Here is a 14190-nt window from a genome sequence, read left to right as displayed (position 1 = left end):
TCAGTCGCTCTCGTCCACGAACTTGTAGTAGCTCGCGCGGAATCGTTGCAGCAGCGCGCGCATGAACTCCGGGCCGGCCTCCGGCGACACCCGGTGCGCGCCGGCCGGCACGCCGTTGTCGTAGAAGTCCTGTGCGACTGCACCCCACTCCGGATCGAGAATGGTCAGCGACACCGGTTGGCCGGGCTGCCAATTGAACTCGGCCACCCGATGTTTGGTGTGCTTGGCGAACGTGTACAGCGCCACCCTGGTCGCCGCCTGCTCGGTCATTCCTGCCTCCTGGTTCACTGCGTGCGGCTCACTCACCACGGGCTCGGCGGGCGGAAGGCGTTCCACGCCTCGCCCGTGATCGTGCCGCGGGCACGGATCTCGTTGAAGCGGTCCATCGCACCGGACAGCGCCTGCTCACTCAGGCCGGTGCCGCGCAGCCGCTCGGCCAGCGCCGCCGGGTCGGTGTCCTGGAGCCGGGCCATCGTCTCCGGGCTCAGCGGCCGGTTCATCTGCTGCGTCACGAAGTCCGAGCGCAACGGTTCGGCGTTCGACTCGGGGAACGAGTAACCGTGGTCGATGGCGACCAGCCGGCCGTCGGGCCCGGTCAGGTAGTTGAGCATGTGCCGGTCGGTGTTGCCGCTGATGTAGTCGAGGACCGCCATCCGCTCGCCCTCGACGGCCGAATAGGCGTTGGTCGGGCGGCCCGGGGTCGTGTTCTCCACGAACTCCTGCATCGACCCGGCCCCGTGCGGTCCGTCCCAGCGCGCCGTCGTCGGCACCAGGCCGAAGCCCAGATCCTCGTCCAGGCGCGAGGCGGCGACCTCACGCGGGGCCAACTCGTTCTCCGGGATGGACGAACGAACCTGGACGAACTCGTTCTCCGGCACGTTCGGCTTGTAGACGCCGTGCGTACCGTCGGTGAACGTGACCTCGTACGCGTCGTTGACGTGTCCGCCGGGGTCGAGTTCGGTCATGCTGTGTACCTCTCTGCCGAGCAGCCGCAACTCGGCCTCGCTCGCGTGATCAGGCGTCAGCGGATCGGCGTTGGAGCCGGAGTCCGGCGCGGCATTCCCGTCGGGGTCCGTCGGCTCTTCACCACCGTGCGACGTGCCACCGTCGTGCGACGTGCCACCGTCGTGCGACGTGCCACCGTCGTGCGACGTGCCACCGCCACCGCCCGGCCCGCCACCGCCCGGCCCGCCACCGCCCGGCCCGCCACCGCCCGGTCCGCCACCGCCCGGTCCGCCGCCGCCCGGTCCGCCGCCGCTTGGCCCGCCGCCGCCCGGTCCGCCGCCGCCCGGTCCGCGGTCGACGTCGGGTGGCCAGTCGTCCTGCCGGGCCCACGGCGGCGGCTGGCCGCCGCCCGCCGGGTCGGTGTAGCCGCGCGCGCCCGGACCGGGGGCCGGCATGTCGGTGGAGCGCGACCCGCCCGGGGTACGCCGCAGGCCCCGCAACGCCGTGCGCAGGGCGTCGAGCAGTTCGCCGAGCTTGGAGAGGATTGGCCGCAGGCGGCTGACGCTGCGGGCCAGCGCCGTGAGGAGCCCGGAAACCTTGGCGGCCCACTTGGCGACGAGCGAGGAGACCTGCGCGGCGACCAGGGGAGTGGCCGCGCCCAGGGTCAGGCCGGCCTCGGCGAGCCACACCCACAGCCGGACGGCGAGGACCGAGACGAAGTCGGCGATGAGGTCCCGGACCAGTTCCCGGACCAGCGCCACCAGCAGGCCCGCGCCCTCGACGACGGTGCCGATCAGATCGGTGGCGTCCGCCAGGCCGGCGAGATGACGCAGGTGCTGGTCGCTGTAGCGGCGGTACGCCTCGGACGCGGGGCCCGTCCAGGTGGCGATCTCGGTCCGGACCGCCTCGGACAGGGCGGTGGCCTGGTCGCTGACCTGCCGGGAGACGTTGTGCCACGTCTGCGCGTACGCGGTGATCTGGTCCGGGTCGCCGGCCAGCCAGTCGAGGGCGTCGGAGAGTGGCTTGACGTGCTCGATGAGCCAGGCCACCCCCCACGAGACGATCGAACCGATCGGGTCGACGCAGGTCGCCAGCACCTCCATCGACGTACCGAAGCCGCCGATGGTCAGGTCGACCCAGGAGCCGCTCTCGATGCCGTTGCGCAGGTCGACCAGGCTCTCGACGAGCCCGAGGCCGCTGTACGAGGTGGTGGTGTCCTGCCGGGCAGCGATCAGCGGGTTCGCGACGTCGGTGCTCACCGGTGCATCCGCCCGAGGGAGGTGGAGATCGTCGCGTCGGTGTCGTGGTAGGCGTCCACCGTCTCGTCGAGCGCCCTGGCCGCGCTGTGCAACGCCTCCTGCGCCGCCGCGAGCGCCTCGGCGGCCGGGCCCTGGAGGAAGTCCAGCAGGAAGGGGAGCGCCTGACAGACGGGCAGGTGCCCGTACGCGTCGGCACCCATCCGCACGTACGCGGCCGCGTCGTGTGCGATGCCGATTCCCGTGGAGATCCGGTCGACGGAACGGGCGTGTGTGCTCACCGCCGCCGTGGTGACCTCGAAGCCGGCTGCCTCAGCGCCCACGGTCACCCCACGGGCCGTACCCCTGCTCGTCCTCCTCGGGCACCTCCGGGAAGCGCGACTCGTAGCTGCCCACGACGGCGCGGGCGGTCTCGGAGTCGGCGCCGACGGTCTCGGCGGCCGCCTCGGCCACCTGCGGCGTCAACCGGCCCTGCGCCCGGCGCATCACGGCCAGCACCTCGGCGGCGATCTCGTCCGCCCGCCAGCGCAGCACCCGGTCGTCGAGCCGCAGGTCGGTCATGGCGCCGGACGCGGCGACGGTGACCTGGACCGCGCCGTCCGCGCCCTCGGCGGTCGCCGACATCGCCGCCACGCGCTCCGACAACTCGTGCGCACGGGCGGCCCGCTCGGAGATGCCCGCCGCCCAGGAAGCGACGAAGTCTTCGGTCGCCGCGCCGAAGTCCGCGTTCGGGAACTGCGCCATCAGACCTCCCCCGGGTGACCACCGCCGGCCGCACCCGGGGTCGGCCCGAGGCGGCGCAGCCAGCACACGATACGCCCTCACTCTCCGACGTGGAGCCCGCGCCGTCCGCCCGAACGGCGACTCCCGGCCGCTCGGGTGAGCGGCCGGGAGCCATCGATCGGGGGTACGGGTCTGGCGTGGACCCGCTACCCGCTCAGCCGCGGATCCACTGCTGGTTGCTGCCGCCGGTGCACGTCCAGATCTGCACGGCGGTGCCGTTGGCCGTGCCCGCGCCGTTGACGTCCAGGCAGAGCCCCGAGGCGACGCCGGTGATCGTGCCGTCGCCGTTGACGCGCCACTGCTGGCCGCCGCCGCCGTTGCAGGTCATGATCCGCGCGCGGCTCCCCGTCGAGCTGCTGGCCACGTCGAGGCACTTGTTGCCGTAGACGGTGAGCTGGTTGCTGCTGGTGAGCGTCCACTGCTGGTTCGCGCCGCTGTTGCAGTCCCAGATCTGCACGACCGCGCCGTCGGCCTGGCTCTGGCCGTTGACGTCCAGGCACCGGTTGGAGCCCGCGCCCCGGATCGTGCCGGTCGCACCCGGTTCACCGGAGTTGCCGACCGGCGTGACGGAGAGGTTGTCGAACTGGGCGCTGACTCCCTGACCCGTGCCGTAACCGATCTGGCCGGCGACCCAGGTCGAGTCGGAGGCCGTGCCGACGGTGGTGCCGTCGATGCTCGCCGTGAGGGTGCTCCCGTTGAGCGTCAACGCCAGGGTGTGCCAGCGCCCGGTGCCCAGCGCCGAGGTGTTCCCGCTGGCCAGCGTGCGCCAGTTGCCGCTGGTGTTGTTGCTCCGGATCGACCACGCGCCACCGTCGGTCACCCGGAAGTAGTAGCCGTTCAGGTTCTGCGGCCCCTGGTGGTTGTACGTGTTCGCCCGCCCGATGAGCTGCGCGTAGCCGGACTTCTCCAGCATGACGTCGGAGGAGAGCGTGTAGTTACGCCAGCTCAGGTCACCCAACAGCGTGTACGGCTCGGCCTGGCCGGACGTCCAGAAGATCGGCGTCTGCTCCGACATCTGCCGGACGCACCGGCCCGAGTGGCCGCCCCCGCAGGCCGCGATCTCGAACGAACCCTGCTGGTCCATCAGGTACTTGGCCTCACGCCCGACGTCGTAGCTGTCGAACGTGTCGCTGTACGGCAGCTTCAGGGTGCCCTGCGCGGGGCTGGTCGCCGTGCTCTTGCCCTGCCCGCTGGTGGTGGTGATGCTGTAGACGTAGCCGGGCTGGACGGTGAGCGAGAAACGCCCGCCGCTCGGCGTGAGGTCGCTGCCCCGCACGAAGTGGTCGGCGCTGTTGTTCGACCTGACGTTCGTGGCCCAGACGTGGACGGTGCCGGTGGACAGTCCGCCGGTGACGGTGAAGTCGAGGGTCTGCGCCGATCCGGCGTCCATCGTCTCGATGATGGTGCTGTAGTCGCTGTTGTTGGTGGACTTCAGCGACACGTAGCTGCCGTTGTTGCGGTTGCCGCCGAGGTAGCCGCTCGAAGAGTCGAGGTAGCGCCAGCCCGGGGCGGTGAACTGCGTCGTCTGTGCCATCACCCAGGTGCTCTTGCCGATCGAGTAGGCGCCGGACCAGGGCTGCTGGGCCACCGCCACGCCCGTGGTCGCCCACGGGATGTTGGGGGTGATGGCGGCGATGGCGGGCCAGTTGATGTAGCCGGTCATCTTGCCGTCGATGTAGCCACGGTTGATGCCCCGGGCGAGCGCCTGCGCGCCGGCGTTGTAGTCGTCGGAGCCGTTCTCGCTGGCCCAGAGCGCCTTGCCGGTGGATATCGCGTTGTTGGAGCTGGGGCAGCTGCTCTGGGCGCTGCGGTAGCCGCAGACGTAGTGGCTGCCGAAGACCTGTACGGCGTTGGCGAACGCCGGATCGCGCAGCGACTCGTCGGCGGCGCCCCAGCCGAAGTCGTCCGAGGCAACGATCTTGACGTTGCTGTAGCCGCGGGAGTTCAGGGTGGACCGCAGGTTCTTGTACCAGGTGGCGTTGTAGCCCTTCTCGTTCCATCCGCCGAGGTAGTTGATGGTCAGCCCGTGGGTGCCCGCGCAGTCCAGCCAGGCGACCAGGTACTCGATCGAGTCGTTGGACCAGAAGTTGCCGTTGCCGATCCAGCCCGGTGCTCCCCACGCCAGGCCCGCCAGGGCGATGTTGGGGTTGCGCGTCCGCGCCTGCTCCATCAGCCACCACTCGTAGCCCCGGTTGCAGTTGATGCTGCCCCGGGTGTGCTCGTGACTGGGCTCCGCGCCGGAGGTCGAGTTCGTGTCGCCGCCGATCTCCGTCTTCAGCAGCTGCATCGCAGCGCCACGGCCCGGCTTGAACAGGTAGTCCAGGATGTCACTGCGCTGCGGTTCCGGGTAGTCGATCAGAAGTCTGCTGTTGCCACCGCCGCCACTGACCGCGCCGATCCCGTCGAGCGCCCGTCCACCGGACCCGCCGTTGATCGTGATGGCGGTCGCCGCCTGAGCGGGGGAGGCGACGACGGTCAGTACGGCTGCCGCCCCGACGAGCGCCCCCACCAGGGCGGCCGTTAACCGACGTGGACGTCGCGTGTGTCGCCATGACCGGCGTCGTGCCGCCTCGCCGGCACCGCGCCGCCGACTCTCTCTACCGAACATCTGATTCGCCTCCCGGACCGTCCCGACACCCGAAGCCGTACGGCAGGTTGTCGAGCTGTCGCAAGGCGCTGGGGCCGATGATCGAAGATCGTTGATGAGCAGACGTCGTATGTTAAGCACCGCATGGATCGCCGGTCAATGCCACTACTACGCTCAATTACCGCCATTTGCATCGACGGACTTCGCGCAGAGACCTAAAAAGATTTGATGAATGTGGCCTGTCGGAGTACGGCCGAGTGGCTCGGCGGCGGAACCTGACGGTTCCGCCGCCGAGCGCGATCCCTACCCTTGCGCGCTGGAGGCGACCGCCGGGCTCAGCTTCGGGTCCACCGCTGGTTGGCGGCGCCGCTGCAGTCCCGGATCTCGGCGCGGGTGCCGTTGGCGGTCCCGTTGTTGACCAGGGCGAGGCACCGACCGGACCCGACCCCGGTGATCGAGCCGTCGGAGTTGAACCGCCACCGCTGGTTGGACTGGCCATTGCAGTCCCAGATGATCACCGAGCTGCCGTTCGCCGTGGCGGCGCCGTTGACGTCGAGACACTTGCCGCCGAACACCCGCAGTTCCTGCGACGCCGTCGAGGTCCAGCTCTGGTTGCTCTGGCCGTGGCAGTCCCAGATGATCGCCGCCGAGCCGTTCGTCTGCGAGGCGCCGTTGACGTCCAGGCAGCGGCCGGAGGCGGTGTTGCGCACCGCCGACGTGCTGCTCGGTGGCGGGGTGGTCGGGTTGCCGGTGGGCGACACGGTCGGGCTCGGCGTCGGGTCGGTGCTGCTGAACTGCGTGAAGAACCGCCACACCTCGCCCTTGGTCCAGGTCCGCGCGCCGCTGTCCCCGCCGCCGTCCACCGGGCCGGGGGTGTGCCCGCCGTCGAAGGCGGCCCAGACCACCGGATAGCCGGACCGGCAGCCGGAGTACGTGGTGGTGATGTGGGTCAGGCTGCCCGCTCTCGGCTCGGGAGGGCTCTGTGCCGTGCATCCGTTGTTCCGCACGAACGTGTCCCGCAGGGACCGCCCGGCGGAGATGTTGAGCACCGGGTCCCCGATGCCGTGGATGCCCATGTACGCGATCGGCTGGGTGCCGCCGCCGCAACCGCTGAGCTGGCCGCCGGAGTAGACGGCGACGGCGCGGAAGACGTTGGCGCGGGAGCAGGCCAGCGAGTAGCTCATGCCGCCGCCGTAGCTGAAGCCGAGCGCGAAGAGTTGCGACGTGTCGACGCAGAGGTCGGCCTCGATCAGGCTGATCATGTTGTCGACGAAGGTGACGTCCTGGCCGCCGGGGTTGGCCCAGCCGTTTCCGTTGCCCTGGGGGGCGACGAAGATGGTGCTGTTGTTGGCCTGCTGGCGCAGGCCGTAGTAGGACCAGGCCGCACCGTCGGACCCGCCGCCGTCGACGTCGTTCATGGTGCCGCCGTTCCAGTGGAATCCGAAGATCAGCCGGTACGGGTGGTTCCGGTCGTAGTTGTCAGGGATTCGCAGGATGAAACTACGGTTCTGACCGCTGCTCTGGATGGACCGTTGACCGCTGGTCAGCGTGGGCGCCTTGCCGCACCCGGCGGTTGCTGCGGCCGCTGCGACGTTCGCGGCCGACGCGGTGGTGCTCACGCCACCGGTCACTATCGCCGCACCCACGGTCGCGACGACGAGCGCCGCCGTCGCAAGAGAACCGAGGATGGGTCTACGTCCTGTCATGATGGGCTCCCGCCAATCGGCACGAAGTGATAGGTGAGGGGATCCACGGCGACCACGACACGCCACCGCTCACCGCTGCCGACGCCGCTCGGCGCGGACGAAACCCCGACGCGGTGTGCCCACGGACCGACCGGCTCGTCGCCATGGGTCTGCACCGCTGGTTCCGCCGCCCAAGCGGGACCAGAGGGTCGTCGAATCGTCGGCGGCCACGTCGTACGCCCGAACGCCACGCCCGGCCGTCGATCGGAGCACCCGGTCCACGGCCGAATCGATTCGGCCCCGACGCTAGATCTGGCAGTGAAATATGTCAATGCTGTGTCGAGTGGGTTGCGACCCGACGCGAGGGTCGGCGCTACGGCGCTGCTCGTACCCCGCTGAGGTTCTTGGTGATGCGCAGCAGCACCTGGTCCGGTGGCCCGTCGACGAACGCGGCCACGTCCGAGAGCGCGGCGATCAGCGGTAGTCCACGGCCGCCGATGGTCAGCGGCGCGGGAAGGTCGGCGTCGAGCTTGGCGGCGTCCGGGGTGCTGCCCCGGTTGCCGACCTCGAGGACACAGACGTCGTCGTCGATGCTGATCGTGAGGTCGACGGCGCCGCCGGGATCGGCGTGGATCACCGCGTTGGAGCACGCCTCGCTGATGAGGACCGCCAGGTTGGCGCGAACGTCGTCGCCGATGTCGGTCAGGCTCAGCAGGGTGGCGAGTATGTGCCGGGCTCGGGCCACCGCCGACGGCTGGCGCGGGAGCGACGCAGTCATGTCCACCCGCATCGCTCAGCCCCCTTCCAGACCCGTGCGTCGCCAGCCCGGATCACCCTGTCATACCCACGGCCGGGTGCCCCGATACCCGTGCCGCCACGACGGATCGGGAACCTTCGGAAGGCGTTCGGTCTCGGCATCTGGCACGGTAGGGGGCGAGCAGGCACCGCACAGCGGATCGGCGCAGCGCACGTGAGGGGGAGTGGTGGATTTCGCGTTGGCAACCCGGCGAGGGCGCGTCGGCACGGTGGTGGAGGTCGCCGGCGATCTGGACATGAGCACCACACCGCGTCTGCGGGACGGGCTGCTGGAGGCGGTCGAGAGCGGAACCCGGGTGGTGGTGGTCGACCTCGCTGCCGTCGGGTTCATGGACTCCAGCGGCCTGGGCGCGCTCGTGATCGCCTACAAGGCGATGCGGGCGCGGGACGGCTGGCTCTGCCTGGCTGGAGTCCAGCCTTCGGTACGCAAGGTGCTGTCGATCACATCGGTGGATCGGGTCATCGAATCCTTCGACACCGTGCAGGACGCCGAGGCGGCGTCCCCGGCGGCGTCCTGAGCGTGGTTCAGCGGGTGCTGGCGCGGGCGATGTCAGCGCCGGCGGCGGTACGGCGTGGCCCGTGGCTGTCGTACCAGTCGATGATGAGCAGGGTCGCGTCGTCGGCCAGCACCGGGCCGGCCGTCGCCAGCACCTTGTCCGAGAGCGCCCGGACCGCCTCGCGCGGGTGCAGGTGGGCGATCTCGAGCAGCGCTGCGGCCAGGTCCAGGTCGGCGGCATTGCGTTCGCGCATCCCGTCGGTGACGATCACCAGCCGGTCGCCGGGAAGCAGGGAGATGTCCCCGCTGCGGTAGCGCTCCTCGGGAAACATGCCCAGCGGGAAGTTGCTGGGCAGCTCCACCGGTACGACCCGGTCGCCCCGGACCAGCAGCGGCGGGACGTGCCCGGCGTTGAGCAGTTCGCAGCGACCGGTACGCAGGTCCATCCGGCCCAGCACGGCGGTCACGTACGCGCCGGGCACGTTGGCGTGCTCGGCGACGGCCCGGCTGGCCTGGTCGGCCTGCGCGACGAGGCTGTCGCCGCGACGGCGGGTGTTCCGCAGGCTGCCCACCCCGAGGGTGGCGGTCAGCGCGCTGGCCACGCCGTGCCCCATCGCGTCGGTGACGCTGACGTGCAGCAGGTCCCGGGCGAGGCTGTAGTCGAAGGTGTCCCCGCCGACACTGGCCGCCGGTTCCAGCCATCCGGACAGCGCGAAGGCGCCGGCCTCGCAGGTGAACGCGGCGGGCAGCAGCCGGCGCTGGATCTCCGCGGAGAGGGTGAACGGGCTGCTGCGCTGACCCCACTCGAACAGGTCGGTGTGCCGGCGGTTGGCGATGACCACGAACGCCAGCGCGTGCGCGGTCCGGGCGATCTGCGCGATGATCGACTCGTCCGGCTCCTGCGGAAGGTCGATCTCCAGCAGACCGATGGCCTCGCCGCGTTCGGTGACCGGCGCCAACACGGTCCACCGGCCGTCGCCCGTGAGCACCTGGGTGCCCTGCTGACGAAGGACCTGCTCGCGGGGGCCGCCGTCGAACGGCAGGACCTCGGCGGCCTCCTCGTCGTGGCGACGGCCCGGACCGCCGGGGGTCGGTTGGTGGGTCAGCCGGACCAGCGCGCGGCCGCTGAGGTCGGCGATCAGCAGCGAGACACTGGACGCGTGCAGCGCGGCGGCGATGGTGCCCGTGACCGCCTCGACCGCCTCCACCGGGGCGGCGTCCTCGGCCGCCTGCAACACCCCGGTCAGCACCGCCTGCCCGCTCTCGTCCACCCGTCGAGCATAGGCACCCGCTCGTCGGGCCGGGTGCGCTGCCTCGGCCCTCGCCGGTGCCGTTCAGGCCCAGCGCACCGCCTCGTCATGCCCGAGTCGGGGCAGTCGGACGTGTTCATCGCTGAGTAGTCACACAACTACTTGTCCGGCCGATGCAACTTCCCGGTACGGCGGTTCCGTTCTACCTCAGTCACGAGGAGGCAGTCGACGTGAAAGCCGAAGACGAGCAGGCATTCCGCGAGTTTGTGACGTCAGAGATGGCGTCATTGCGCAAGCTGGCGTACGTGACCTGCGGCGACTGGCACACGGCAGAGGACGCCGTCGCCAACGCGCTGATCAAGCTCTACCCGCGGTGGCGCAAGTTGGACCGACCCGATCTGTACGTCAAGACCATGGTCTATCGGGCCGCGATCGACGAGACCCGTCGGCCGTGGCGGCGCGAGCGACCGACCGGTGATGCCCTGCCGGACGTGGTGGTGCGGGATCCGGCCGTCGCGACCGACGAGCGGATGCGCCTGCGGGTGGCGCTCGACGCGGTGCCGGCCCGGCAGCGGGCCGCGGTCGTGCTTCGGCACTACCTGGGTCTGAGCCTGGAGGACACGGCCGGCGTCCTCAACTGCACGGTCGGCGCGGCCAAGAGCCAGGCCTCGCGGGGCCTGGCGAAACTGCGCGAGTCGCTCGCCGCCGAACGCGTCAATCTCAGCGGGAAGCCGATGGAGGAGTGGACCAATGCAGTTGCGTGACCTGGTGGACACGGTGACGGGTGACGAACCGCCGATGGCCCGTACCGTCGACGACATCATCGCGTTGGGGCGGCGTGCCGAGCGGCGTCGCCGCGTGGGGTTCACGTCGGCCGGTGCGGCGGGCCTGGTCGCGGTCGCGGTCGCCGGCGTGCTCGTCCTGCCCGCCCTGGGCGCCGAACAGAACACCACTCCGGCCCCGGCCCCGGCCGGCGCAACGACGTCCAAGCCCGGCCAGGCCGCGTGGTCCGACGCCGAGCCGTTCACCTTCACCTTCACCGGGTACGACGCCGGCACGCTGCACGTGCAGGACCCGATCGTCGCGTCCACCGCTTACCAGATCGCCTCCGTCTACTCCGACCGTCACGACTCGAACGACAGGCCGGTGAGCGAGGGGGAGGCTGATGCCCCGGGCGTCGGCACCGAGATGGAGAGCAAGAAGGGGGCCGCCGACGACAAGCCGAACCTGTGGGCCTACCTGACCGTCTACCGACCGGGCGCCTTCGACGCCACCGGCATCAAGGGTGGTAAGAGCGTCACCGTGGCGGGGCGCAAGGCCGTGCGGGCGACCCTGCCGGTCGGTCTCGACCCGCGCAATGAGCCGGACACCCGCAACAAGCTGTTCGCCTGGGAGTACACCGACAACGCCTGGGCCGCTGTCACGTCGGTCTCCTCGGACGAGGCCACGCCGACCTTCGAGGACCTGAGCGGCCTGGTCGAGGGCCTGAAGCCCAGCCGGCCGACGCCGGCCCTGGTGCCGTTCACGATGGGCTACGTCCCGGCCGGCTACCAGCCGCTGCAGATCGGCACGCACGCGATGCCCGGCCTCAGCGGCATCGCGGCGGCCCGCGCCGGTGACTACGGGGGCGCGACGTACACCAAGCCCGCCGCGCCCACCTCGGGTCTGACCGCGCCCTACGACTCGGCCGAGGACGGCATCGAGAACGGGTTCAACATCTTCGTCACCCCGAACACCAGCTCGAACCAGTCGCCCGAGCCCGGTGCCACCAGGTGCTACGACGCATCCGAAGAGAGTGGCCGGAACGCCGACGGCGGCTTCTGCAACATCTGGAGCGCCGACGGCAGGGTCGTCCTCCAGGTCAGCTCCGCGGGTCTCGGTGACCAGCTGTCCCAGGCCGAGCTGAAGAAGATCGCCAAGGGGATCACGGTGGCCGACGTCCGCAACGAGTCGAGCTGGACGCCCGCCGCGACAGCGCTCCGCCCGTAACCGCGGCTCCACTGCGCCCCGGCGGTGACCCCTGGCGACGTGGTCCGTGGGTCACTCGTCGAGCAACAGGGCGGCGACGGCCTCCGGCGCTTCGCGCATCGCGTCGTGGCCGGTGGGGAGGTCGTGGACCTGCCAGTCGGGTTGGGCGTCCAGCCGTGCGCGGAGTTCGGCGAAGGGCGTGCGGTCCCAGCCGGAGCAGTAGACGAACTCGCGGCGCGGGACCTGGGTGACGGCGCCGGTGAGTCGGATCGTCTGCAGGAGCGAGGCGAGGGGGTGCGGCCGACGGCGGGGGTCACCGCCGTCCGGCGGTCGGACGGCGTATCCGGTGGCGGCCGCGCCAGCGGCGAACACGTGCCGGAAGTGGTCACTGGTCGCCGACCAGCACGACTCGCCATCGCGCGGTACGTAGGCGTCGAGATGCACCAGCCGTGAGACGCGGCCCTCGGCGCGGTCGGCGGCGGCGGCGATCACCATTCCGGCGTAGCTGTGGCCGACCAGCGTCGCGTTGGTGACCTGGTGTCGATCGAGGTGCCGTAGTACGTCGTCGGCGTGTGTGTCGAGGTTGGCGGTCGCCACCGTCGCGATGTCGTCGTCTGGCCGCAGGCCCGACAGCGTCAGGGCGTGCACCCGGTGGCCGGCGCCCTCCAGGAGCGGAACCACCGCCTCGAACGCCCAGCCACCCTTCCAGCCGCCCGGCACGAGCACGAACGTCGCCATGTCTTCCTCCTCTGCCGCCACCCGAGGCTGGTCGCCGCCGGGGTCACCGTCACCGTCCTGCTGCGCCGAGAGGCGTGCGGCGGCATCCGGGTCCGGGCCAGGAACGCCCGGCGGCGGCCGTACACCGGAAGTTTCGCGCACCTTGGCAGCGGCGCGCGCCTCCGCTACCTTCATGGGAACGCTCCCATGAACTTAGATACATCAATGTGATCAGGAGGAAACACGACGTGGCTATCCTCTCCCTCCGGCGACGCAGATCCACGGCCCTCAGCGTGGCCGCGGTCGCGGGCGCTGCCGCGGCCGGCGTGTGCCTCGCCGTCAGCAGCGCGTCCGCCGGCACGATCTCCGGCCCGCTCTATCGCGACCCGAGTTCGGCGGTCGTACGCTGGGTCGCCGCAAACCCCGGCGACTCGCGCGCCGGCGTCATCCGCGACAAGATCGCGAGCCAGCCGCAGGCCCGCTGGTTCGCCAACTTCAACATCTCGACGGCGCAGTCCGAGGCCGCCGCGTACGTGGGCGCCGCCAATGCCGCGCAGCAGATCCCGGTGATCGCGGTGTACCAGATCACCAACCGGGATTGCGGCGGTGCCAGCGCCGGTGGTGCGCCGGACCTCAACCAGTACCAGAGCTGGGTGTCCAACTTCTCCCGGGGACTGGGCAACCAGACGGTCATCATCATCCTGGAGACCGACTCGCTCGCCCTGCTGACCTGCCTGAACAGCAACGAGATCAACGCCCGTAACCAGGCGATCTCGACGGCCACCCGCACCATCAAGTCGGCCAACCCCAACGCCAAGGTCTACCTCGACGCCGGCCACTCCACCTGGAACAGCGCGGGTGAGACCGCCAACCGGCTCCGGGCAGCCGGCGTGCAGTACGCCGACGGTTTCTTCAGCAACGTGTCGAACTACAACTCGACCTCCAGCGAGGCCAACTTCGGTCGGGCGGTCATCTCCTCCCTCAACGGCATGGGCCTCTCGGGCAAGCGCCAGGTGATCGACACCAGCCGCAACGGCGGCGCCAGCGGAGACTGGTGCGGCGACGACAACACCGACCGCCGTATCGGGATGTACCCGACGACGAACACCGGCGACAGCAACATCGACGCGTACCTCTGGGTGAAGCCTCCGGGCGAGGCGGACGGCTGCCGCTACACCGCCGGTTCGTTCCAGCCCGACCTGGCCTACAGCCTGGCCAACGGCGTGCCCAACCCGCCCACGACGGCCCCGCCGACGACTCCGCCGCCGACGTCCGCCCCGCCGACCACGCCGCCCCCGACCACGCCTCCGCCGACGACCCCGCCGCCCACCACGCCCCCGCCCACCACGCCTCCGCCGACCGGTAACGGCTGCTCCGCGTCGGTGGCGCTCAACCAGTGGTCCGGTGGCTTCACCGCGAGCGTGACGGTCACGGCCGGGTCCGCGGACATCAACGGCTGGACCGTGACCATCACGCTGCCCAGCGGCGCCGCGGTCACCGGGGTCTGGAACGCGCAGGCCAGCGGCACGAGCGGAACCGTCCGGTACACCAACGTGGGCTACAACGGACGCGTGGGCGCCGGGCAGTCGACCAACTTCGGCTTCCAGGGCACCGGCACCGGCCCGGGGGCGACGGCCAGCTGCGCCGCCGCCTGACCCCGACCGAAGTCATGGCCCGGCGCGGAGGA

At 70.8% G+C, this 14190-nt stretch carries 13 protein-coding genes; 4 read left to right on the top strand and 9 right to left on the bottom strand.

Features of this window, described 5'->3' with window-relative positions; genetic code table 11:
- From ACIBTX_RS01690 to ACIBTX_RS01660, 7 genes are all read right to left on the bottom strand, one after another.
- Positions 1–270, bottom strand: coding sequence for a hypothetical protein (locus ACIBTX_RS01690; RefSeq protein WP_357124207.1), 270 nt, complete (start codon positions 268–270; stop codon positions 1–3).
- A gap of 32 nt (positions 271–302) precedes the next feature.
- Positions 303–2204: a hypothetical protein gene (locus tag ACIBTX_RS01685; RefSeq protein ID WP_357171933.1), complete on the bottom strand. Its 1902-nt coding sequence runs from the start codon at positions 2202–2204 to the stop codon at positions 303–305.
- The gene (locus ACIBTX_RS01680; protein WP_396831902.1) at positions 2201–2524 is read right to left on the bottom strand and encodes a hypothetical protein; all 324 of its coding nucleotides are present in this window, start codon (positions 2522–2524) and stop codon (positions 2201–2203) included. The genes ACIBTX_RS01685 and ACIBTX_RS01680 overlap by 4 nt, the downstream gene beginning before the upstream one ends.
- Positions 2514–2945 carry a YbaB/EbfC family nucleoid-associated protein gene (locus tag ACIBTX_RS01675; protein ID WP_357124216.1) on the bottom strand — a complete coding sequence of 144 codons (432 nt, stop codon included), beginning with the start codon at positions 2943–2945 and terminating at the stop codon, positions 2514–2516. Before ACIBTX_RS01675 ends, ACIBTX_RS01680 begins: the two co-directional genes overlap by 11 nt.
- Positions 2946–3138: 193 nt before the next feature.
- Entirely contained in the window at positions 3139–5592 is a 2454-nt protein-coding gene (locus tag ACIBTX_RS01670) for a ricin-type beta-trefoil lectin domain protein (protein WP_357124220.1), read from the bottom strand.
- 314 nt (positions 5593–5906) lie between these two features.
- Positions 5907–7277: a ricin-type beta-trefoil lectin domain protein gene (locus ACIBTX_RS01665; protein WP_357124223.1), complete on the bottom strand. Its 1371-nt coding sequence runs from the start codon at positions 7275–7277 to the stop codon at positions 5907–5909.
- 352 nt (positions 7278–7629) lie between these two features.
- Positions 7630–8034 (bottom strand): ATP-binding protein, encoded by a 405-nt coding sequence (locus ACIBTX_RS01660; RefSeq protein ID WP_396831901.1) that lies wholly within the window; start codon positions 8032–8034, stop codon positions 7630–7632.
- Positions 8035–8251: 217 nt separating this feature from the next.
- On the opposite strand from ACIBTX_RS01660, the gene ACIBTX_RS01655 reads away from it, so the two are divergent.
- Complete coding sequence (locus tag ACIBTX_RS01655) at positions 8252–8590, top strand: STAS domain-containing protein (protein WP_357421791.1); 339 nt, start codon at positions 8252–8254, stop codon at positions 8588–8590.
- Positions 8591–8597: 7 nt separating this feature from the next.
- On the opposite strand, the gene ACIBTX_RS01650 is transcribed toward ACIBTX_RS01655, so the two are convergent.
- A complete protein-coding gene (locus ACIBTX_RS01650; protein WP_357171932.1) occupies positions 8598–9839 on the bottom strand; it encodes a PP2C family protein-serine/threonine phosphatase in 1242 nt (413 codons plus the stop codon).
- 209 nt (positions 9840–10048) lie between these two features.
- On the opposite strand from ACIBTX_RS01650, the gene ACIBTX_RS01645 reads away from it, so the two are divergent.
- Together ACIBTX_RS01645 and ACIBTX_RS01640 are read left to right on the top strand one after the other, a co-directional pair.
- Positions 10049–10582 carry a SigE family RNA polymerase sigma factor gene (locus ACIBTX_RS01645; RefSeq protein ID WP_357124236.1) on the top strand — a complete coding sequence of 178 codons (534 nt, stop codon included), beginning with the start codon at positions 10049–10051 and terminating at the stop codon, positions 10580–10582.
- Positions 10569–11807 carry a hypothetical protein gene (locus ACIBTX_RS01640; RefSeq protein ID WP_357171931.1) on the top strand — a complete coding sequence of 413 codons (1239 nt, stop codon included), beginning with the start codon at positions 10569–10571 and terminating at the stop codon, positions 11805–11807. The genes ACIBTX_RS01645 and ACIBTX_RS01640 overlap by 14 nt, the downstream gene beginning before the upstream one ends.
- A gap of 51 nt (positions 11808–11858) precedes the next feature.
- Here ACIBTX_RS01640 and ACIBTX_RS01635 read toward each other — a convergent pair whose 3' ends face one another.
- Positions 11859–12698 (bottom strand): alpha/beta hydrolase family protein, encoded by an 840-nt coding sequence (locus ACIBTX_RS01635; RefSeq protein ID WP_357124242.1) that lies wholly within the window; start codon positions 12696–12698, stop codon positions 11859–11861.
- Between the two features lie 53 nt (positions 12699–12751).
- Here ACIBTX_RS01635 and ACIBTX_RS01630 point away from each other — a divergent pair, with 53 nt between their 5' ends.
- Positions 12752–14158: a glycoside hydrolase family 6 protein gene (locus ACIBTX_RS01630; protein WP_357124245.1), complete on the top strand. Its 1407-nt coding sequence runs from the start codon at positions 12752–12754 to the stop codon at positions 14156–14158.
- Positions 14159–14190: the final 32 nt, after the last annotated feature.

The organism is Micromonospora sp. NPDC049359 (genome assembly GCF_044466585.1).
In the GTDB taxonomy this organism is placed as follows: Bacteria; Actinomycetota; Actinomycetes; order Mycobacteriales; family Micromonosporaceae; genus Micromonospora.
Note: the sequence above shows the minus strand (reverse complement) of the source record. Positions and strands in the feature narration are given on the sequence as shown.

What these genes read in the sequence shown, in the direction of transcription:
- ACIBTX_RS01670 (WP_357124220.1), bottom strand. Translation starts at nt 5,592, where the DNA reads ATGTTCGGTAGAGAGAGTCGGCGGCGCGGTGCCGGCGAGGCGGCACGA.
- ACIBTX_RS01660 (WP_396831901.1), bottom strand. Translation starts at nt 8,034, where the DNA reads ATGACTGCGTCGCTCCCGCGCCAGCCGTCGGCGGTGGCCCGAGCCCGG.
- ACIBTX_RS01640 (WP_357171931.1), top strand. Translation starts at nt 10,569, where the DNA reads ATGCAGTTGCGTGACCTGGTGGACACGGTGACGGGTGACGAACCGCCG.
- ACIBTX_RS01690 (WP_357124207.1), bottom strand. Translation starts at nt 270, where the DNA reads ATGACCGAGCAGGCGGCGACCAGGGTGGCGCTGTACACGTTCGCCAAG.
- ACIBTX_RS01665 (WP_357124223.1), bottom strand. Translation starts at nt 7,277, where the DNA reads ATGACAGGACGTAGACCCATCCTCGGTTCTCTTGCGACGGCGGCGCTC.
- ACIBTX_RS01675 (WP_357124216.1), bottom strand. Translation starts at nt 2,945, where the DNA reads ATGGCGCAGTTCCCGAACGCGGACTTCGGCGCGGCGACCGAAGACTTC.
- ACIBTX_RS01635 (WP_357124242.1), bottom strand. Translation starts at nt 12,698, where the DNA reads ATGAAGGTAGCGGAGGCGCGCGCCGCTGCCAAGGTGCGCGAAACTTCC.